We start from the raw sequence: 21124 nt of genomic DNA, 5'->3' as shown, positions 1-21124 counted from the left end.
GAAGATGAATGGCAGGAGTCATTTGCGGCCCTTGGGGTCGAGGGCGTCGCGCAGGCCGTCGCCCAGCAGGTTGAAGCCCAGCGAGACGATGAAGATGGCGATGCCGGGCATGGTGGCGACCCACCAGAAGTCGATGATGAAGCGGCGGCCTGCGGCGATCATCGCGCCCCATTCGGGTTGCGGTGGCTGTGCGCCAAGGCCCAGAAAGCCGAGGCCCGCCGCGGTCAGGATGATGCCCGCCATGTCCAATGTCACCCGCACGATCACCGACGACAGGCACAGCGGCACCACGTGGCCCCAGATGATCCGCGGGCTGGAGGCGCCTTGCAGGCGGATGGCGTTGATGTAGTCGGTCTCGCGGATGGTCAGGGTCTCGGCCCGGGCCAGCCGCGCATAGGGCGGCCAGGAGGTGATGGCGATGGCGATGATGGCGTTCTCGATGCCCGGCCCCAGCGCCGAGGCAAAGGCCAGCGCCAGGATCAGCCGCGGGAAGGCCAGGAAGATATCGGTGATGCGCATCAGCACCACATCGACCCAGCCGCCGAAATAGCCCGCCGTGGTGCCGACCGCCAGACCGATGGGGGTGGCGATCACCGCCACCAGCGCCACCACCAGCAGGGTCAGCCGCGCGCCGTAAACCACGCGGGAAAAGATGTCGCGGGCCTGATCGTCGGTGCCCATCAGGTGATCCCAGGATGGGCCGATCAGCCGGTCCAGCCGCAGATCGCCGCCCACCACCGGGTCGTAGGGCGCGATCCAGGGGGCGAAGATGGCGATGCCGATCAGCGCCGCGATGATCCAGAACCCGACCATCGCCAGCCGGTTGCTGCGTAAGCTGAGCCAGGTGCGGAAGGCCTGGCCATAGCGGGCCTGACGGCGCGAGCCGGGTTGGTCGGTCAGCAGCCACTCGCGGGAAATCATGCGCGCCTCCTGACCCGGGGGTCGAGCAGCACATACAGCAGGTCCGACAGCAGGTTCAGCCCGACGAAGATCACCCCGATCAGCAGCGTGCCGCCCAGCACCGCGTTCATGTCGGCCACCTGCAGCGAGTTGGTCAGATACATCCCCAAGCCCGGCCAGGCAAAGATGGTCTCGGTCAGCACCGAACCCTCCAGCAGCCCGGCATAGGACAGTGCCACCACGGTCACCAAGGGCACGGCAGCGTTGCGCAGCGCGTGCACCCAGATGATCCGCCATTCCGGCACGCCCTTGACCCGCGCCGTGGTCACATATTCCTGCGCCAGTTCCGCCAGCATGAAGCTGCGGGTCATCCGGCTGATATAGGCCATCGAGTAATAGCCCAGCAGCGTCGCGGGCAGGATGATGTGGCTGAAGGCGTTGCCGAAGGCCTCCCACTGACCCTGCATCGCGCTGTCCAGCAGCAAGAGCCCAGTGGCCGGGCTGATGGAATATTCATAGGCAATGTCGATGCGGCCCGGCCCTGCCACCCAGCCCAGCTTGGCGTAGAACACCAGCAGGCCCAAGAGCCCCAGCCAGAAGATCGGCGCCGAATAGCCCACAAGGCCCAGCACCCGCACGATCTGATCCGGCAGTTTGCCGGCCTTCACCGCCGACAGGATGCCCAAGGGCACTCCGGCAAGCGTGCCGATCAGGATGCCCACCGTGGCAAGTTCCAGCGTGGCCGGGAAAGCGCGGGCCAGATCGTCGATCACCGGCTTCTTGGTCAGGAAGGAATTGCCGAAATTTCCCGACAGCACCTTTTCCAGATAGACCCAGAACTGCTGCCACAGCGGCTTGTCCAGCCCCATCTCCAGAAACATCTTGTCATAGGTCGATTGCGAGGCGCGATCGCCCACCACCGCCAGCACGGGGTCAACCGCGATGACATGGCTGATCAGGAAGGTCACCAGCAATAGGCCAATGATGGTCACGGCCACCGTGGTCAGCAGCTTGACCGCCTTCCACAGCAGGGAGGAAAGGGCGCTTGCGCGCCCTCTCGCCAGAGATACTTCGGCCGTCATCTACTTGGTCACGGCCCGGAACGAGTTGTCACCGAACGACGGGCCGATGATGTAGCCCTTCACATTGGCCCGAACGGCGGCCACTTCGGTCTGCTGGAACATCACCACGAAGGGCGAAGTGGCCAGCACTTCCTGTTGCAGCTCGCGGTAGGTTGCGGCGCGCTTTTCGGCGTCGGCTTCCAGCACGGCGGCATCGGCGCGGGCGGTCAGGTCCGGGATATCCCAGGCGTTGCGCCAGGCCAGTGTTTTCGCGGTTGCGGTGTCGGCATTGTCGGGGTTGCGCGCGAAGGTGGCGTTGGTGTGGGGGTCCTGATAGTCCGGGCCCCAGACGCCGATATACAGATCATGCGTGCGGGCGCGGTATTTCTCCAGCGTCTGGCCGCCATCGCCGGGGATGATCTCGATCTTGATCCCGGCCTGCGCCATGGTGGCCTGCACGGCCTGGGCAATCGCGGTCACCTGCGGCGAGTTGCGGGTGTCCATCGTCACGGTAAAGCCGTCGGGCAGACCGGCAGCCGCCAGCAGTTCCTTGGCCTTTTCGACGTTCAGGCTGTAGGGGTTTTCATCCAGCGCGCCCAGAAAGCCCGCGGGCAGGAAGGTCTGGTGCACGGTGTACTGGCCCTTGACGATGGTATCGGCGATGGCCTGGTAATCGACCAGCCATTTCATCGCCTCGCGCACTTCCGGCTTGGCCAGGAATTCGTTCTTCTGGTTCAGACTGATGTAGAAGATCGTGCCTTTGGGGCCGGACTGGATCGCCACATCGGGGTTGGTCGAAAGCGCGGTGATTTCCTCGGGCAGCAGGTTGCGGGCCACGTCGATGTCGCCCTTTTCCAGCAGCAGGCGCTGGGTCGCGGCTTCGGGGATGTGGCGATAGATGTTGCGGGCCATCGTCGGCGCCGGGCCGGAATAGTTCGGGTTACGCTCCAGCACGACGCTTTCATTGGCGCGCCATTCGCGGATGGTGAAGGCGCCCGAGCCTGCGTAGTTGGTTTTCAGCCAGTTGTAGCCGAAGTCGCCATCGACCTCGTTGGCCATCACCAGATCCTTGTCCACCACCATCGCCACCGACGAGGTGAGGCAATACAAAAGGAACGTCGGCGCATAGGCCTTGTCCATCGTCAGATCAAAGCTGTAGTCGCCGGTCTGCTTGACGTTTGCTTCCACGTTGTCCGGCGTCAGGCCGAACTGGCCCAGAATGAAGGCGGGCGATTTGTCCAGCTTGACGGCACGCACCAGGCTCCAGACCACGTCTTCGGCGGTCAGGTCGTTTCCGGAGGCGAATTTCTTGCCCTGTTTCACGGTGAAGGACATGGTCAGCCCATCGGCCGACATGGTCCAGCTATCGGCCACCACGCCGAACAGTTTCGACACATCGGCGATGTCATAGCCGATGATCGGTTCGTAGGTGTTGCCGAGGATCTCGGTGGTCGAGATCTCGAACACTTCGGCCGGGTCGAGGCTGATGATGTCGTCGATCGCCCAGGCCTGGATCAGCGTGTCGGCGGGGGTTTCGGCAAAGCTGGTCATCGGCGTGGCCAGCGGCAGCACCGCAATGGCGGCCGCGGCCATCAGTCTGGGGAAAAGTCGCATGGAAGTCCTCGCTGTTGGGTATCTGGCTCGGGGTCTTGGTGGCCCCGCAGGGTTACAAGGTGCGCCTTGGCCGCAATCTGGTCAAGGTGTTAACGCCGGTCTTTCAACCGCGCCTGCGCTTGCGGCCACCGTCATCGCCCGACCCGTGGGTGTTGAAGCTCGGCTCTGGCAGGGTGACGATTTTTGCCAGTTCCGGGAAGGGCGCGGTGGCGTGGGGGATGGCGTTGGCGGCGACGAAATGCTCTTGAAACCGCGGCTCGATGGCGGTTTCGACCTTGTGGATCCGGGTGACGGTGGCCTCGATGGCATCCCGCGCGGCGCGGCTGCACAGGGCGATGCGCGCGCCGGTGCCGGCGGCGTTGCCTGCCGAGAAGACGTGGCTGAGGGGGGCATCGGGAATCATCCCCAGCACCATGGCGTGTTTCGGGCTGATATGGGCGCCAAAGGCCCCGGCCAGCACAACACGGTCCACCTGATCAATTCCCATCTCGTCCATCAGCAGCCGGGCGCCTGCGTAAAGCGCCGATTTCGCCAGCTGGATGGCGCGGATGTCGCCCTGCGTCACCAGAATCCGCGGGCCGTTTTCGGCGCTGCCATCGTGCAGAAGATAGGCATGGGTGCGCCCTTCCGCCTGCATCCGCGCCGAGCCGGTCTGTTCTGCCGAACCGATCAGCCCGCGGGCATCGACCAGACCCGCCATTCGCATTTCGGCCACCGCCTCGATGATGCCGGAGCCGCAGATGCCGGTGATGCCGCTGGCCGCCGTGGCCTCGGCAAAGCCCGGATCGGTGGACCACAGGTCCGAGCCGATCACCTTGAAGCGCGGCTCCTTGGTCGCGGGATCAATCTCCACCCGCTCGATGGCCCCCGGCGCCGCCCGCTGGCCGGACGAAATCTGCGCGCCCTCGAAGGCCGGGCCAGTGGGGCTGGAACAGGCCAGCACCCGTGACTCGTTGCCCAGCAAAAGCTCGGCATTGGTGCCGACATCGACGATCAGCACCATGTCCTTGGATTTATCCGGCTCCTCGGCCAAAGCCACCGCCGCACAATCCGCCCCCACATGGCCCGCGATGCAGGGCAGCACATAGACCCGCGCCGCCAGGTTCACCGCCGCCAGATCAAGGTCTGAGGCATCAAGGCTGATACTGCCCGAGGTGGCAAGCGCGAAGGGTGCCTGACCCAGTTCCACCGGGTCGATGCCCAGCAGCAGGTGGTGCATCACCGGGTTGCAGACGAAAACAATCTCGTAGATCGCCGTCGCCGCCACCCCGGCCTCGCTGGCAATGGAAACTGCCAGATCGTTGATCGCCGCCCGCACCGCGCGGGTCATTTCCACGTCGCCGCCGGGGTTCATCATGGCGTAACTGACGCGGCTCATCAGATCCTCGCCAAAGCGGATCTGCGGGTTCATCACCCCGGCCGAGGCCAGCACGGTGCCATCCGCCAGATCGCACAGGTGGGCGGCGATGGTGGTGGAACCAAGGTCCACCGCCAGCCCGTAAAGCCCGCCCTCGTGATAGCCGGGCCAGATGTCCAGCACCCGATGCCGCGCGTCGTGGTTGCCCTTGTGCAGCGCCACGGTGACCTTCCAGCCGCCCTTGCGCAGCGCCGGTTGCAGGCGGCGCAGGATCGGCAGATCGGCGGCAATGTCGCTCACCTGCCACTGATCGGCCAGGGCCTTGCACAGCCGCTCGAAATCGCCCGAAGGCTCCTCCATGTCGGGCTCGTCAACCTCCAGATACAAAAGCCGGGTCGCCGGGTCCATCACCATGTCGCGCATGGTGGCCGACTTGCGGATCACCTGCTTGTGCACCTGGGATTCGGGCGGCACGTCGATCACCACATCGCCCATCACCTGCGCCTGACAGCCCAGACGGCGGCCATCAATCATGCCGCGGATGGATTTGTAACGCTCCTCGACCGAATTCCACGGCGAAAGCGCATCGGCGGCCACCGTCACGCCGTGCTTGGCAAACTCGCCATAGCCGGGGCTGATCTGGCATTTCGAACAGATGCCGCGGCCACCGCAGACTGAATCGAGGTCAACCCCCAAGGCCCGCGCCGCCGTCAGCACCGGGGTGCCAAGCGCAAACCGCCCGCGCTTGCCCGAGGGGGTAAAGATCACCAGCGCGTCGTCAATCATGCCAAGCCCCTTGAATGTAACCCATCCGTTGTAGGGGATGGGCCGGGCGGGGCAATGCCTGTTCGCGGCAGATCAGCGCGCGGTTTCGCCTTTGGCGGCCTCCAGCCAGGCCAGAACCTCGGCCCGGTCGCCATCCAGCTTCGACACCGGCTCGCGCACGGTGATCTCTTCCATGGTGGAAAGCTTGATCGGGTTGCCCGAGGCCATGAACTTCGGCCCACCGCCCGGCCGCGGCTTGACCGGCACCACCATGTGCCGCGCCAATACCTGCGGGTCTTGCATCACCTCGCCCATGTTCTGCAACTTGCCGGTGGGCACGCCTGCCGCTTCCAGCACCTCGATCCAGTGGTCGCGCGGCTGTTCCAGCGTCGCCACCTCGATCTTGCGTTTCAACACCGCCACATTGGCCGTGCGGGTGGCATTGGTTACAAAGCGCTCGTCGGTGGCAAGTTCGGGGCGGCCGATGGCGTTGCACATCTTGACGAACAGCGCGTCATTGCCGGCAGCGATGACGAAGAACCCGTCGGCGGCGCGGTAGGTCGAAAACGGCGTGATCGACGGATGCCGCGCCCCGGTCGGCACCGGCGACACCCCGGTGGTCGAGGCCAGCGCCAGCGCGTGTTCCTGAATCGGGATCTGCGCATCCAGCATCGAGATATCGACCTTGGCGCCATAGCCTTCGCGGTCGCGCTGCACCAGCGCCGCCAGCACGCCCTGCGTCAGATACATGCCCGCGATGATATCGCCGATCGAGGCGCCGACCCGCACCGGGTTGCCGCCTTCCTCGCCGGTGATCGCCATCACCCCGCCGCGCGCCTGCGCCACCAGATCATAGGCCGGTTTGCCCGCCTCCGGCCCGGTATGGCCAAAGCCCGACACCACGCCATAGATCAGCCGGGGATGGATTTTCTTCAGGTCTTCCCAGCCGTAGCCCAACCGCTCCATCACGCCGGGGCGATAGTTTTCCAGCACCACGTCGGCGCGGTCCAGCAGGCGTTCGAAAATATCGCGGTCGGCGGGCGCCCGCAGATCAAGGGCGATCGACTTCTTGCCGGCATTGAGCGCCGCGAAATAGGCGCTTTCGCCTTCGAAAAACGGCAGGAACTGCCGGGTGTCATCGCCCAGCACCGGGCGTTCGACCTTGATGACCTTGGCGCCCATGTCGCCCAGCGTGTTGGAACAGAACGGCCCGGCCAGCACGTGGGTCAGGTCGATGATGACGATGTCTTGCAGCGGTTTGGTCATGGTCGCCTCTTGTCTCAGTTCTGCAATGCTAGGGAGGGCGCCACGGCGATTTTGGCAACGATTTAAGTCAAGGTTTGGCAATATTCCGCGCGGCTGCGGCAATTGGGCCAACAGGTGCTGCGGCGCGGAAATGGAAAAGCCGCCCGGGGTTGGGCGGCTTTCCGGCAATGTTGGTGTCTCAGGCCCGGTTGCGGCCACCGCGACGGCCACCACGGCCACCGGCTGCGGCTTGTGCGGCACTGGCTTCGGCAAAGCTGGCCCCGGCTTCCACCGCCTCCAGCACCTTGGCGAAACGGATCCATTCGCCGCCGTTGGCATCGTGGTTCATCAGGAAGTTGGCGGCGCGGATCGCCTCCATCTCCACCTGCCGGACCGGGTTCATGATGGCAGAAGTCATGCCTGCGCCGATGGCCATCGGCAGGAAAGCGGCGTTGATGCCATGGCGGTGCGGCAGGCCAAAGCTGATGTTCGACGCACCGCAGGTGGTGTTCACCCCCAGATCGTCGCGCAACCGCCGCACCAGCGTGAACACCTGCTGCCCCGCCGAGCCCATGGCCCCCACCGGCATCACCAGCGGATCGACCACGATGTCATGCGCCGGGATGCCGAAATCGGCGGCGCGCTGCACGATCTTTTTCGCCACGGCAAAGCGCACGTCGGGGTCTTCGCTGATGCCGGTATCGTCGTTCGAGATCGCAACCACCGGCACGTTGTATTTCTTGACCAGCGGCAGAACCAGTTCCAGCCGATGCTCCTCGCCCGTCACCGAGTTCAGCAAGGGCCGCCCCTCGCAGGCCTGCAAACCGGCCTCCAGCGCGCCGGGAACGGAGCTGTCGATGCACAAAGGAACGTCCACAACCGCTTGAATTCGTGCGATCAATTCCCGCATCAAGGGGGGTTCGACAAAGTTGTTGTCGGCATAGCGCGGGTCCAGACCCATCTTGTTGGTGAAAACGGCCCCCGAGTTCACGTCCAGCACCGCCGCACCGCAGGCCACCTGCTCCAGCGCGTCGCGCAGCACGGTGTCGTAATTGTCCATCTCCAGTTCCGCCGCCAGCTTCTTGCGGCCGGTCGGGTTGATGCGCTCGCCGATCACGCAGAAGGGTTCGTCGAAACCGATGGTGACGGTTTTCGTTTTGGATTCAATAACGGTACGGGTCATTCTTAAACCTATCTCTCAAGAGTTGGCGGGGGCTGTCGCCGCACCGCCGTGTTCGATTGCCCAAGCGGCATTGGTCTTTATCCCGCCCAGCGGGAAGAAATGCACCGATTCGATGCCAAAGCCCGGATGCCGCGCCTTGTGGGCGGTAAGGGCGGTGATCATCTCGTCGGGCTCGTAGGGCGACAGCAGCTTCGATACATCCATCGCCCGGCGTTGCAACACCCGCAGACTGGCGCCAACGCCGCAGGAGATGGCGAATTTGATCAGCGTCTGCAACTTGGCGGGGCCGGCGATGCCGATATGGATCGGCAGGCGGATGCCCTCGGCGGCCAGCCGGTCGGCCCAGGCGATCACCGGGGCGGCCTCGAAACAGAACTGGGTGGCGATGGCCACTTGCGCGTCGGTGCGGTCGGCAAAGGCCTGCTTCCAGCGCAGCGCCTGCATCACCATGCGGTCGGAGCCATCGGCGTCGATGTCGCGGTTGCCCTCGGGGTGGCCTGCGAAATGCAGCCGCTCGAACCCGTCGAACAGCCCGGTTTCCACAAGTTGCATCGAGGCGTCAAACTCGCCTGCCGGTGTGTTCACCCCGCCGCCCAGCAGCAGCGCCTGCTTCACGTCGGCCTCGCCCTGATAGCGCGCCACCCAGTCGGCCAGCGTGGCGCGGTCCTTGATGATGCGGGCCGGGAAATGCGGCATCACCGGAAAGCCTTCGCGGTGCAGGCGCTTGGCGGTGGCCACCATGTCGGCAATCGGCGTGCCGTCGATATGGGCGACATAGACCCGGGTGCCTTTCGGCAGCAGGGCGCGGAAATCCTCGACCTTCTCGGCGGTGCGCGGCATCACCTCGATCGAATAGCCTTGCAGAAAGCCCTCGACCTCGGCGCTGGGGCTGGCGGTCGGAGTGCTGGAGCGGAAGTTGAAAAGCGCCATCATGGCCTCGCTGCAAAGGGGGAAAAGGGCAGGGCGTCAGGCCCGGCCGTCGGCGTCGATCAGGGCTTTCAGGCGGGCGTCGTCATAAAGTGCCTCCAGCCGGGCGGCCTCGGCGGCGGCAATCGCGGCAGGCTCGCCGTCGATGGCAAAGGGCGGGGCCTTGCGCCATTCGGCCATATAGGCGTCGGCATCCTTGGCGCCGATCTTCATCGCCACCCGGTCGATGGCTTTCTCGAACCGCTGGTCCAGTTGCACCTTGGCCGCCGACCGGCCCTTGCCGACGATGACCTGCGCCGGGATGTCGCGCCAGAACACCACTGTCACCTCGGCCATGCGTCGACTCCCCTTGCTGTTGGCTTTGGTTCTATGCGGCGGACCCCGACAGTCGATGTCGGTTTTCGACCTTGGAAGTGCCCGCAGCGACGTGAAGCGACGAGCCGGATCGCCGCTTGCGCCAAAGGGCGGGGCGGACTACTCTGATCTCAACCACGTATGGAGGGCGACATGACGCCCGAGCGTCCCAAAGGGGGGGACGCGATCCCGGAAACCGTGCCCGCGCTGGTGCGTCATCCGGTCGAACCGTCTGCCCCCGTCGAGCCGGGTTCAGGGCCGCTTTATGCGGCGCTGGATCTGGGAACAAACAGTTGCCGGATGCTGATTGCCCAGCCAAGGGGCAGTCAGTTTCAGGTCATGGACAGCTTTTCCAAGACCGTCCAGCTTGGGGTCGGGCTGGAGGCTTATGGCCGTCTGGGACGCGCCTCGATGACCCGCACCATTCAGGCGCTGCGCATCTGCGGCAAGAAAATCGAAAAGCATGGCGTCACAAGGATGCGGCTGGTGGCGACCGAAGCCTGCCGCCGCGCCAGCAACGCCCGCGATTTCATCCGCCAGGTGCGGCGGGAAACCGGCTTGCAGCTTGAGGTGATCGCCCCCGAGGAGGAGGCCCGGCTGGCGGTGATCTCCTGCGCGCCGCTGGTGTCGAAAAAGACCGAGCAGCTGCTGGTGGTCGATATCGGCGGCGGCTCGACCGAGCTGGTGTGGATCGACCTTTCCGCCGTGCCGCCCGAGGAACGCCCGCGCGCCATCATGCGGTTGCACGCCGGTTTCCTGCCGCAGAACGCCGAACCCGCCGCCCGCGTGGTGGACTGGATTTCGGTGCCGCTGGGGGTGGCGACGCTGAAGGACCAGTTTGCCGATGTCGAGGATGATGCCGCGCGATTCGCGCTGATGAGCTGGTTTTTCGAGGAGAACCTGGCCAGTTTCACGCCCTACAACGCGCAGAACCCGCGGGCAGGCTTTCAGATCATCGGCACCTCGGGCACCGTCACCACGGTGGCGGCGTCGTTTCTGGGCCTGCGCCGCTATGACCGGGCCAAGGTCGATGGCTTGCAGATGTCGTCGGACCAGATCGACACGGTGATCCGCGATTACCTGTCGCTTGGCCCAGAAGGCCGGCGCAGCGATCCGCGGATCGGCCGCGACCGCCACAGCCTGATCATGTCGGGGGCGGCGATCCTGCAGGCGCTGATGCGGGTCTGGCCGACCGACAGCCTTTCGGTGGCCGACCGCGGCCTGCGCGAGGGCCTGCTTTATGCACAGATGAGCGCCGATGGCGTGTTGAAGGACGGACCCTATCAATGACCGATAAAACACCGACCAAAGGCACCTCGGGCCGTGGCCAGCGCGAGTTGCGGGTGCGGGTGAAATCCGCCAAGGGCCGCAAACTGTCCTCGACCCTGTGGCTGGAGCGGCAGTTGAACGACCCCTATGTGATCCGCGCCAAGAAGGAAGGCTACCGGGGACGGGCGGCCTTCAAGATACTGGAACTGGACGACAAATACGGCTTTCTGAAACCCGGCGCCCGGGTGGTCGATCTGGGCTGCGCGCCGGGGGGATGGTGTCAGGTGGCGGTGGGCCGGGTCAATGCCCTGGCCGAGCGCAAGAACAAGCCGGTCGGCACCGTGCTGGGGGTCGATCTGCAAGAGGTGGAGCCGATCGCCGGGGCGCAGATCCATCAGCTGGATTTTCTGGCCGACGATGCCGATGCCCTGGTGAAGGGCTGGCTGGGCGGCCCCGCCGATGTGGTGATGAGCGACATGGCCGCCGCGGCCTCGGGGCACAAGGGCACCGACCACTTGCGGATCATCGCCCTGTGCGAAGCGGCGGCGCAGTTCGCCTTTGACGTACTGGAAGAGGGCGGCACCTTTGTGGCCAAGGTGCTGGCAGGCGGGGCCGAGATCGGCTTGCAGACCATGTTGAAGCAGAACTTCGACAAGGTGGCGAACGTGAAGCCGCCGGCGAGTCGCGCCGACAGTTCGGAAAAGTTCGTGGTGGCGATGGGCTATCGCGGCCGGGGCAAGGCCGCGCAGGACACATGAAAAAGGTGCCCGCAGGCACCTTTATTTCCAGACAATTCGAACGATTCGGCTCTCAGCCGCCCCAGTGCCGCACCGGACCACAATCCATGTGCACAAAGTTGGAATGGGAGTAGCGCCCGACGCCGCCTGACGCGCAAGCCTCGGCGGCACGCGCCATCTGGCCTACCGATCGCGATTTCAGCCGCAGGTCACCGGCTTGCCCGACCATGTGCAGCGAGTGCTTGGCCACCCCGCGCGAGCGCGAGCGCAGCATCGCATTGGTGGCCGGGCTGCGATAGCCCGACAGCAGCATATAGGGTTCGTTGATGTCCATCAGCCGGTGCGAGGCGGCCATGATGTCGATGGTGCGCGGGTCCATCTTGATCTTCTCATCCGTGCGCCAGTCGCGCATGAAGTGATTGATTTCCTTCAACACTTCCGGGATGTATTCGCCTTCGATCCAGTAGATCGTGTCCATGCTTTCGCCGGTCCGGCCCGAATACATCCGGATCATCCGGATGTCGCCAGCGCCACGCAGCAGTCCGAAGGCATTGGAGTAGGTTGGTGCCGCGATGGCCGCAGTCGCTGCAAAAACGCCCAGCAAACCGCGCCGCGTGATACCCGTTGAAGTCTTCGTCATTCTGATCGCCTGTCCCATTGCCTGGTCTTTGACCGCATGTACCCGCGGTTGTCTGCGCTCTTGGCTCGAGTGCTGCCGCAGGTATGGCACATCTCGAATCGCAACCCAAGCGCAGATTGGCCGCTTCGTGCCATTACAAGGGCAATAGGCAAAAAATTGCTGAAAGTGGCAGCGATGGCAAAACCGCAGGCGGGATACGGCGCAAACGCAATTCTGCGACGATTTGCGCCTTGCTGGCGGGGTTGTGAGTGGACAGAGCCAGCGAAATCACGGAAAGTTGCTGTTATTTCGCGCCTGTAGCCTCGAGGATACGATGACCAAGCCCTTTCGCCGCCCCTTGGCCGTTTTGGCGGCGCTGATGCTCATGTGGCTTGGCTTTGCCGCCCCGGCGCAGGCGCAGCTTGCCCCCTTTACCCAGGCCGTGGCCGAAGCGGCGGCGTCGGACGAGGTGATTGCCAGCTATTACCGCGACCGCAGCTACAGCACGCTGTTCACCGGGCCGCAGGACGAAGTCCGCCGACATGCGCTGCTGTCGGCACTGGCGCTGGCGGGCACGCACGGGTTGCCGGTGCAGCGCTATGATGCGGCGGCACTGACCGCGGCCTATCGCGCGGCGCTGACCGAGGGCGACCGCGGCCGGCTGGAAGTGCGGATGACCAAGGCGCTGCTGGATTATGCCCGCGATCTGCAAACCGGCGCGCTGGTGCCGTCCGAGATTGACCCCGGCATCAAGCGCGAGGTGCCGGTGCATGACCGTCACGCCAATCTGGTGGCCTTCGAGACCGGCAATCCGGTCGCGTTCCTGCGCGGTCTGGCACCGACTGCCACCGCCTATCCGCAACTGATGAAGGCCAAGCTGGACCTGGAGGCGCAGATCGCGTCCGGCGGCTGGGGCGCGGCGGTGCCATCGGGCGCGCTGAAACCCGGGCAGGACGGGCCTGCCGTGGTGGCGCTGCGGGATCGGCTGATCCGCATGGGCTATCTGCACCGCACCGCGACCGCGATCTATGACGCCGACATGCAGAAGGCCGTTCAGGCGTTCCAGTTGGCGCACGGCCTGACCGCCGATGGCGTCGCGGGCACTGGCACCATCGAGCAGATCAACATCGGCCCCGAGGCGCGCTGGCAATCGGTGGTGGTGGCGATGGAGCGCGAGCGCTGGATGAACATCGACCGCGGCCACCGCCACATCTGGGTCAACCTGACCGATTTCACCGCCAAGATCATCGACGACGGCAAGGTGACCTTCACCAGCCGCTCGGTGATCGGCAAGAATGCCGCCGACCGCCGCAGCCCCGAGTTTTCCGACATGATGGAATTCATGGTGATCAATCCGTCGTGGAGCGTGCCGCGCAGCATCACCACCCGCGAATACCTGCCGATGATGCAGCGCAACCCCAATGCCGCGGGGCATCTGAAGCTGATCGACCGGGCGGGCCGGGTGGTCAGCCGGGCTTCGGTGGATTTCACCCGCTACACCGCCGCCAATTTCCCCTTTGCCATGCGGCAGGCCCCGTCCTCGGGCAATGCTCTGGGGCTGGTGAAGTTCATGTTCCCCAATCCCTACAACATCTACCTGCATGACACGCCGTCGAAATCCTTGTTCGCCAACGAGGTGCGCGATTTCAGCCATGGCTGCATCCGGCTGGGCAGCCCGTTCGATTTTGCCTATGCGCTGCTGGCGCGGCAGACCGACGACCCGAAAGGGCTGTTCGAACAGCACCTGAACGGCGGCGGCGAATCCCGGCTGGATCTGGCCGCGCCGGTGCCGGTGCATCTGGTGTATTTCACCGCTTTCCCCGGCGCCAAGGGCCAGATGAACTATCGCCGCGACGTCTATGGCCGCGATGCGCTGATTTTCGACGCCCTGTCCGAGGCCGGGGTGGTGCTGGGCGGCGTTCAGGGCTAAATCGGACGGCAAGGGGCGGTTTCGCCCGCAAGCCGGAGCGTCAGATGAGCCACACCATCCGCGAGATTGCTGCAGCCCTGGGGGCCGAGGCCGAAGGCGCGCTTGATCTGGTGATCAGCGGCGTTTCCGAACCGGCGACCGCCGGGCCGGACGATCTGGCGCTGGCGATGGACAAAACCTATGCCGAGGCCCTGGCCAAGGGCGGCGCCAGGGCGGCGCTGCTGTGGCAGGGCGCCGACTGGCGCGCCATGGGTCTGCAAGCCGCGATTTTTGCGCCGCGGCCGCGTTATGTGCTGGCCGGTGTCACCCGCATCTTCGAGAAACGGTTCGAGATTGCCCCGGGCATCCACCCCTCGGCGGTGATCGACCCCACCGCGCAGATCGGGGCCGGGGCGGCGATCGGGGCCTTCGTGCTGATCGGCGCGCGGGTGCAGATCGGCGCCGGTGCGCGCATCCTGTCGCATTGCTCGATTGCTGAAGACGCCGTGCTTGGGGCGGATGCACAGCTCGGCGCCGGCACCCGCATCGGCCCGCGGGTGCGGATCGGGGATCGCTTCATCGCCCAACCGGGGGCGGTGGTCGGCGGCGACGGCTTTTCCTTTGTCACCCCGACCCCCGGTCTGGTCGAACAGGCCCGCGGCGAGGGCGTGATCAGCCTGACCGAGCAGGAGGCTTACGTCCGCATCAACTCGCTGGGCGCGGTGGTGCTGGGCGATGATGTCGAAGTGGGCGCCAATTCCTGCATCGACCGTGGCACCATTGCCGACACCGTTGTGGGCAACGGCACCAAGATCGACAATCTGGTGCAGATCGGCCACAACGTCCGCATCGGCCATACCTGCCTGCTGTGCGGTCAGGCCGGGGTGGCGGGCTCGACCGTGATCGGGGATCGGGTGATCCTGGGCGGCAAGGTCTCGGTGGCCGACCATCTGAAGATCGGCTCGAACGTGGTGATCATGGGCCATTCCGGTGTGGCCTCGAACGTGCCCGACAACCGCATCATGATGGGCTATCCGGCGGTTAAGGCCGAGCAGCACGCCGAGATCTACAAGGCGATGCGCCGCCTGCCGCGACTGGCGGCCACAGTGGCGGAACTGCAAAAAGCTGTTTCAAAGACCGGGCAGGATGACTAGACGGGCGGCACGGATCAAGGGGCGGCAATGGCCAACAGCGTGAAAGACCAGGTGATCGCGATTCTGGCGCAGCAGGCGTTGCGCGAACCGGCCGAGGTGACGCTGGATCAGTCGCTGGCCGATCTGGGGCTGGACAGTCTGGGGCTGGTCGAGGCGATCTTTGCCATCGAGGAGACCTTTGACGTGGCGGTGCCGTTCAACGCCAACGATCCGGCGCAGGTGGGGTTCGATCTGTCGTCGGTGGGGGCGGTGGTGGCGGCGGTCGAGGCGCTGCTGGCGGCGCGCGCTGCATGACCCGGCGGGTGGTGATCACCGGGGCTGGCACGGTGAACGCGCTGGCGGCCGATGTGGCGGGCACCTTTTCCGCCTTCCGCGACGGCCGCTGCGGCATTGCCGGGCTGGAGATGCGCGATCTGGACCGCTTGTCCATCAAGATCGGCGGCCAGATCAAGGGCTGGAACCCTAACATTCACTTCGACCGGCAGAAGCTTGGTTTCTATGACAAATTCACCCAGTTCGCCCTGGTCGCGGCGCGGCAGGCGGTGGCGCAATCGGGGCTGAGTTTCACCGGCGATCTGGCCGACAGCACCGGCGTGGTGCTGGGCAACGCCGGGGGCGGGCTGACCACGGCCGACGACAATTACCGCGCGGTCTATCAGGAGGGCAAGAACCGGGTGCATCCCTTGGTGGTGCCGCGGCTGATGAACAACGCCGCCTGCAGCCATCTGTCGATGGAGTTCGGGCTGCGCGGGCCCTGCTATACCGTGGCCACCGCCTGTGCCAGTTCCAACCATGCCATGGGCCAGGCCTTCCAGATGGTGCGGGCAGGGCTTTCGCCGGTGATGCTGGCGGGGGGCGCCGAATCGATGCTGTGCTTTGGCGGCATCAAGGCCTGGGAGGGGCTGCGGGTGATGTCGACCACCGGCTGCCGTCCGTTCTCGGCCGACCGCGACGGCATGGTGCAGGGCGAGGGGGCGGCGGTGTTCGTGTTCGAGGATTACGACCATGCCCACGCCCGAGGCGCGGAGATGCTGGCCGAGGTGGCGGGCTTTGCCATGACCTCGGATGCGCAGGACATCCTGATGCCCTCGGTTGACGGGGCGGCGCGGGCTATGGCGGGGGCGCTGCGCGATGCCGGTCTGGCACCGGCAGAGGTCGGCTACATCAACGCCCACGGCACCGCCACCGCCGCCAATGACCGCTGCGAGACGGCGGCAATCCGGCAGGTGTTCGGGGGCCATGCCGACCGCTTGCTGGTGTCCTCGACCAAGGCGATGCATGGCCATCTGATCGGCGGCACCGGGGCGGTAGAGCTGCTGGCCTGCATCCTGGCGCTGCGCGAGGGCGTGGTGGCGCCGACCATCGGCTACACGGTGCCCGACCCGGAATGTGATCTGGATGTGGTGCCGAATGTGGCGCGGCAGGCCGAGGTGCAGGTGGCGATCAGCAATTCCTTCGCCTTTGGCGGGCTGAACGCGGTGCTGGCGCTGCGCCGTATCTGACAGCAAAACGCCGCACCCTTGCAGGCGCGGCGTTGCCGTCAGCTCACGCGATCAGTTTCCGGCCGGGGCGACAGTCGGTGTCGTGGCCGCAACAGCGGTAAATCCGGCGGTAAAGCCTGTCAGCGACAGGTCGAGCGCCACTTTCTGGTCCGGGGCCGCCACCGGCACGATGGTGACCGTGGCCTTTGCACCCTTCTTGAACGCATCAATGTCGGCTTGGGTGAACCCGACCCGCGCCACACATCCGCTGACCGAACACCAGGTGAAGGGATACAGTTTTGCATCCCCGGTATCGACCTGAATGGTCAGTTGTGCGGTCAGCAGGGTTTCCAGCGGCGCAATGACCGTGGCACCTGCCACGGCTTCCTGACCCGCGGGCAGGCCGAACATGCTGACTTCCGCCACCGAGTTGCCGCTGGTATCTTTCAGCAACTGGTAAAGCTGGCAGGGGTCGGCACCATCGGCGGTGCGCACGCAACGCTGTTCCCAGGCGCCATGGGTTGCCGCCAGATAGACGCTTCCCGGCCCGTCAGCCGGTGCGCCGGCCGCTTGCCCGATGGCAAGGGCGTTGGGGTCGGCCGGGGTTTCGCCCGCCGGAGGCACGGGGGCCGTGCTTTGCACCGCCGGTGTCTCTTGGGCAAAGGCTGCGGCAGCAAAGCCAAGGCTTGCGGTCACGACCAACATTTTGGTGAAGTGGTTCATCGACATACCCGATCTCAAATGGAATTCTGCCCCGATCTAGCATGGCGGCGGCGGTAAGTCAGGTCAGAAAATCGTGTGGAACCACGGCGAGACGGCAAGGAATGGCCGATCCGGCGGGCCGTTGGGCCATGAAAAAAGGGCCGGTTGACCCGACCCTTTTTCCGATATTCTACGCTCCCTGTCGGACTGGCCGACTTCATTGCGCCAGACGCTACGTTCTAATCGGCAATGCGTCAACTGCGAATCGCATGCCCTTTGGGGCGGGCCAAAGCGAAAAAAGCCGCGCCTTTTCAGGGGCGCGGCCAGTCTGACAGGGAGGAAGTACCGCCCCGGCACGAAGAACCCTGCGCCGGAACAAGATCAACACTGGCACAACAGGATTAAGATTGTATTTTGCAGGCGGGCAGGGCTGCTGCCATTTTGCGGGGGATACCGGGCGTGAGTGATCAGGACAGCATTTTTGTCGGTGGCGGCGGTGAAGGTTACGGGGTGCCGCAGCAGTTGCTGCTGAAATACGGCAACCGCCACGGGCTGATTGCGGGGGCCACCGGCACCGGCAAGACGGTAACGCTGCAAATTCTTGCCGAGGGTTTTTCGGCGGCGGGCGTGCCGGTGTTCCTGTCGGACGTGAAGGGCGATCTGTCGGGGCTGGGGGCGTCAGGCTCGGCCAGCCACAAGCTGCACGAGGCTTTCACCAAGCGCAGCCAGACCATCGGACTGGACCTGCAATACGGCGCTTTCCCGGTGCTGTTCTGGGACGTTTTCGGTGATCAGGGCCATCCGGTGCGCTCGACCGTCAGCGAGATGGGGCCGCTGCTGCTGTCGCGGCTCTTGGAGCTGACCGAGCCGCAGGAGGGCGTGCTGAACGTGGCGTTCCGGCTGGCCGACGAGGAAAACCTGCCGCTGCTGGACCTGAAGGATCTTCAGGCGATGCTGGTGTTCATCGGTGAAAACGCCAACGCGATCAGCACCCGTTACGGTCTGGTCTCCACCACCTCGATCGGGGCCATTCAGCGGCGCTTGCTGGTGCTGGAAAATCAGGGCGGGGCGCAGATGTTTGGCGAGCCGGCGCTGGATCTGGCCGACATGATGACCTGCGACGCGTCCGGCAAGGGCCGCATCAGCATCCTTGCCGCCGACAAGCTGATGGCCTCGCCCCGGCTTTATGCCACCTTCCTTTTGTGGCTGCTGTCGGAACTGTTCGAGGAACTGCCCGAGGTTGGCGACCCCGACAAACCGAAGATCGTGTTCTTCTTCGACGAGGCGCATCTGCTGTTTCAGGATGCGCCGCGCGCACTGGTGGAAAAGGTCGAACAGGTGGCCCGGCTGATCCGCTCCAAGGGGGTGGGGGTGTATTTCATCACCCAGAACCCGGCGGATGTGCCGGAAAACATTCTGGGCCAGTTGGGCAACCGGGTGCAGCACGCCCTGCGCGCCTTTACCGCCAACGACCAGAAAGACCTGCGCATGGCGGCGCAGACCTACCGCGACAACCCGCGGTTTGTGACCGAAGACGCCATCCGTGATGTTGGAACGGGTGAGGCGGTGACCTCGTTTCTGGAAGCCAAGGGGATTCCCGGCATGGTCGAGCGCACGCTGGTGCGGCCGCCCGCCAGCCAGTTGGGGCCGATTGATCCGGCCTTGCGGGCGCAACTGATGGTGCAATCCCCGATCCGCGGCAAGTATGAGGCGGTGGTGGACCGCGACAGCGCCTTCGAGAAGCTGCGCGCCCGCACCGAAGCCGCCGCCCGCGAGGCCGCCAAAACCGCCGAGGCCGAGGCCCGTGCCAAGGCCGAACCGCAGGGCAATGGCGGCTTGCGCGAGTTCAATTCCGGGCGTCGCTATGATGGCGGGCCCGCGCGGCGGGCCGAACCTGCGGCGAAACCGAAACCCTCCAGCCGGTCCGACAGCATCACCGAAACCTTCGCCAAAAGCTTTGCCCGCCAGCTTGGCACCAAATCGGGCCAGGCCATCGTGCGTGGCGTGCTGGGGTCGCTGTTCCGGCGGTAGGCAGCATTCCCTGCACCTGCCGCATCAAGCCCCCGAATTCGGCCCCAAAAGCCCGCTTCGATCCGCCAAAAAGCCGTAAACCTGCCAGAATCCTTGGCAAGGATGCAGCTTCACGGCGGTTCCGGCGCGGCTGGACCGCTGCCGCGCATGCTGAGGGGTTTGCTCATGACCATCACCGCCGCCGAGCAATACGGCATCGAATTGCTGAACCGTGCCCGGCTGGACCCGCTGGGCGAGGCGGCGCGCTATGGGCTGTCGCTGAATGGCGGGCTGACGGCGGGCACCATCACCGCCACGGTCAAGCAGGTGCTGGCCCCCAGCCAGTATCTGGACCTTTCGGCGGAACGGCACTCGGCGTGGATCCTGTCCACCGACACGTTTTCCCACACCGGCATCAATGGCACCAACCCCGGCCAGCGCATGACCGCAGCGGGCTACAGTTTCACCGGCAGTTGGGGCTGGGCCGAGAATCTGGCGCTGGCCAGCCTGGGCGGTTCCACCACGGCGCTGACCGTGATCGAACTGCACCACCGCATGTTGATGGAAAGCCCCGGCCATCGCACCGCGATCATGGGCAACAATTCCCGCGAAATCGGCTATGCGCAGGTGGTTGACCGCTATACCAGCTTCAACGCCTCGGTGGTCACCGAGAACTTCGCCTATCGCAGCGGCGCCATCTTTGTGACCGGCGTGGCCTATAACGATACCAACGGCGATCATTTCTATTCGATGGGCGAAGGTCGCGTCGGGATTTCCTTCGGCATCGCCGGGGGGGCCGCGGCCCTGACCGCCGCTGCGGGCGGCTATGGCGTGCTGGCCAGCCAAAGCGCCGGTGTGCGGGTGAATGTCGGCACCGCCGGCGCCACGGCGGTGGTGACGCTTGATCTGTCGGCCGGCAACGTGAAGCTTGATCTGGTGGACGGCAACACGCTGATGACCTCGGGAAACATGACGCTGATCAGCGGTGTCGGCAATGCCGGTCTGCTGGGTGTCGGCGCGCTGTCGCTGACCGGCAACGCCGCCGCCAACACCCTGCACGGCAATGCCGGGGCCAATATCCTGACGGGCGAAGCCGGCAACGACAGTCTGCTCGGCGGCGCGGGCAATGACCGTCTGAATGGCGGTCTTGGCGCGGATTCCCTGAGCGGAGAGGTCGGTGCCGACACTCTGCTGGGCGGCGACGGCAATGATTCCCTGCTTGGCGGCACCGAGAATGACGCCTTGTACGGCGATGCCGACAACGACTTTCTTTGTGGCGATGCGGGCAACGACGGTCTGTTCGGCGGCACGGGCAATGACCGTCTGAGTGGCGGCATCGGCGTTGATTCCCTGAGCGGAGAGGTCGGTGCCGACACTCTGTTCGGTGGTGCCGGCAATGATCGGCTGATCGGCGGCAGCGAGAATGACATCGTGTACGGCGATGCCGACAACGACTATCTCAGTGGCGATGCCGGCGTTGACCTTCTGTTCGGCGGCCTTGGCATCGACAGTCTTTATGGCGGCGATGGCAACGACCGGCTGGAGGGCGGTGCCGGTGCCGACTATCTGCTGGGCGGGCTGGGGGCGGATGCGTTCCAGTTCATCAATGGCTCGGGCCGCGACCAGGTTGCCGATTTTCTGCCGGGGCAGCAGGACCGCCTGCAACTGGACGATGCGCTATGGGGTGGCGTGGCGCTGACCGATGCGCAGATCGTGGCGCGCTACGCCACCGTGGTGGGCACCACCGTGGTGTTCAACTTCGTGGACGGCGACGTGCTGACCCTGGCCAATGTGACCAGCCTGACCGGGCTGGCCAATTACATTGACGTGATCTGAG

18 protein-coding genes are annotated in these 21124 nt (G+C 65.2%); 8 read left to right on the top strand and 10 right to left on the bottom strand.

What is annotated here, in order from left to right:
- Positions 1-18 precede the first annotated feature (18 nt).
- The 8 genes from RSW2DRAFT_RS05580 to RSW2DRAFT_RS05545 form a co-directional block, all read right to left on the bottom strand.
- Positions 19-921, bottom strand: a complete 903-nt coding sequence (locus RSW2DRAFT_RS05580; RefSeq protein ID WP_008028907.1) for an ABC transporter permease — start codon at positions 919-921, stop codon at positions 19-21.
- Positions 918-1982: an ABC transporter permease gene (locus RSW2DRAFT_RS05575; protein ID WP_008028905.1), complete on the bottom strand. Its 1065-nt coding sequence runs from the start codon at positions 1980-1982 to the stop codon at positions 918-920. The genes RSW2DRAFT_RS05580 and RSW2DRAFT_RS05575 overlap by 4 nt, the downstream gene beginning before the upstream one ends.
- Positions 1983-3575, bottom strand: coding sequence for an ABC transporter substrate-binding protein (locus RSW2DRAFT_RS05570; RefSeq protein WP_008028903.1), 1593 nt, complete (start codon positions 3573-3575; stop codon positions 1983-1985).
- Positions 3576-3678: 103 nt separating this feature from the next.
- The gene (locus RSW2DRAFT_RS05565; RefSeq protein WP_008028901.1) at positions 3679-5718 is read right to left on the bottom strand and encodes an ASKHA domain-containing protein; all 2040 of its coding nucleotides are present in this window, start codon (positions 5716-5718) and stop codon (positions 3679-3681) included.
- 72 nt (positions 5719-5790) lie between these two features.
- On the bottom strand, positions 5791-6963 hold the full coding sequence (locus tag RSW2DRAFT_RS05560; RefSeq protein WP_008028898.1) for a CaiB/BaiF CoA transferase family protein: 1173 nt from the start codon (positions 6961-6963) through the stop codon (positions 5791-5793).
- A 178-nt stretch (positions 6964-7141) separates the two neighbouring features.
- Positions 7142-8125: a methyltetrahydrofolate cobalamin methyltransferase gene (locus RSW2DRAFT_RS05555; protein WP_008028895.1), complete on the bottom strand. Its 984-nt coding sequence runs from the start codon at positions 8123-8125 to the stop codon at positions 7142-7144.
- Positions 8126-8140: 15 nt separating this feature from the next.
- Positions 8141-9055, bottom strand: a complete 915-nt coding sequence (locus RSW2DRAFT_RS05550) for a methylenetetrahydrofolate reductase (protein ID WP_008028893.1) — start codon at positions 9053-9055, stop codon at positions 8141-8143.
- Between the two features lie 36 nt (positions 9056-9091).
- Positions 9092-9388 carry a virulence factor gene (locus RSW2DRAFT_RS05545; RefSeq protein WP_008028891.1) on the bottom strand — a complete coding sequence of 99 codons (297 nt, stop codon included), beginning with the start codon at positions 9386-9388 and terminating at the stop codon, positions 9092-9094.
- 171 nt (positions 9389-9559) lie between these two features.
- On the opposite strand from RSW2DRAFT_RS05545, the gene RSW2DRAFT_RS05540 reads away from it, so the two are divergent.
- Together RSW2DRAFT_RS05540 and RSW2DRAFT_RS05535 are read left to right on the top strand one after the other, a co-directional pair.
- Entirely contained in the window at positions 9560-10696 is a 1137-nt protein-coding gene (locus RSW2DRAFT_RS05540; RefSeq protein WP_008028889.1) for a Ppx/GppA phosphatase family protein, read from the top strand.
- Positions 10693-11433 carry an RlmE family RNA methyltransferase gene (locus RSW2DRAFT_RS05535; protein WP_008028887.1) on the top strand — a complete coding sequence of 247 codons (741 nt, stop codon included), beginning with the start codon at positions 10693-10695 and terminating at the stop codon, positions 11431-11433. The genes RSW2DRAFT_RS05540 and RSW2DRAFT_RS05535 overlap by 4 nt, the downstream gene beginning before the upstream one ends.
- Positions 11434-11485: 52 nt before the next feature.
- On the opposite strand, the gene RSW2DRAFT_RS05530 is transcribed toward RSW2DRAFT_RS05535, so the two are convergent.
- The gene (locus RSW2DRAFT_RS05530; RefSeq protein ID WP_008028885.1) at positions 11486-12052 is read right to left on the bottom strand and encodes a YcbK family protein; all 567 of its coding nucleotides are present in this window, start codon (positions 12050-12052) and stop codon (positions 11486-11488) included.
- Positions 12053-12365: 313 nt separating this feature from the next.
- Between RSW2DRAFT_RS05530 and RSW2DRAFT_RS05525 the strand changes: the two genes are divergently transcribed.
- From RSW2DRAFT_RS05525 to RSW2DRAFT_RS05510, 4 genes are read left to right on the top strand one after another with little or no spacing between them, the layout of a single operon-like run.
- Complete coding sequence (locus RSW2DRAFT_RS05525) at positions 12366-13961, top strand: L,D-transpeptidase family protein (RefSeq protein WP_008028883.1); 1596 nt, start codon at positions 12366-12368, stop codon at positions 13959-13961.
- Positions 13962-14005: 44 nt separating this feature from the next.
- Positions 14006-15094: a UDP-3-O-(3-hydroxymyristoyl)glucosamine N-acyltransferase gene (gene lpxD, locus RSW2DRAFT_RS05520; protein WP_008028881.1), complete on the top strand. Its 1089-nt coding sequence runs from the start codon at positions 14006-14008 to the stop codon at positions 15092-15094.
- Positions 15095-15121: 27 nt separating this feature from the next.
- The gene (locus tag RSW2DRAFT_RS05515) at positions 15122-15388 is read left to right on the top strand and encodes an acyl carrier protein (protein WP_008028879.1); all 267 of its coding nucleotides are present in this window, start codon (positions 15122-15124) and stop codon (positions 15386-15388) included.
- Positions 15385-16596, top strand: a complete 1212-nt coding sequence (locus RSW2DRAFT_RS05510; RefSeq protein WP_008028876.1) for a beta-ketoacyl-[acyl-carrier-protein] synthase family protein — start codon at positions 15385-15387, stop codon at positions 16594-16596. The genes RSW2DRAFT_RS05515 and RSW2DRAFT_RS05510 overlap by 4 nt, the downstream gene beginning before the upstream one ends.
- A gap of 51 nt (positions 16597-16647) precedes the next feature.
- On the opposite strand, the gene RSW2DRAFT_RS05505 is transcribed toward RSW2DRAFT_RS05510, so the two are convergent.
- A complete protein-coding gene (locus tag RSW2DRAFT_RS05505; protein ID WP_008028875.1) occupies positions 16648-17304 on the bottom strand; it encodes an invasion associated locus B family protein in 657 nt (218 codons plus the stop codon).
- A 432-nt stretch (positions 17305-17736) separates the two neighbouring features.
- Here RSW2DRAFT_RS05505 and RSW2DRAFT_RS05500 point away from each other — a divergent pair, with 432 nt between their 5' ends.
- Complete coding sequence (locus tag RSW2DRAFT_RS05500) at positions 17737-19308, top strand: helicase HerA-like domain-containing protein (RefSeq protein ID WP_008028873.1); 1572 nt, start codon at positions 17737-17739, stop codon at positions 19306-19308.
- Positions 19309-19473: 165 nt separating this feature from the next.
- Complete coding sequence (locus tag RSW2DRAFT_RS17130; protein WP_008028871.1) at positions 19474-21123, top strand: CAP domain-containing protein; 1650 nt, start codon at positions 19474-19476, stop codon at positions 21121-21123.
- The last annotated feature ends 1 nt before the right edge of the window (position 21124 follow it).

Origin of the sequence: Rhodobacter ferrooxidans (genome assembly GCF_000176015.1) — a bacterium.
Taxonomy (GTDB): domain Bacteria; phylum Pseudomonadota; class Alphaproteobacteria; order Rhodobacterales; family Rhodobacteraceae; genus Pseudorhodobacter_B; species Pseudorhodobacter_B ferrooxidans.
The sequence above is the reverse complement of the archived record's forward strand: the minus strand, read 5'-3'. Positions and strand labels throughout refer to the sequence as shown.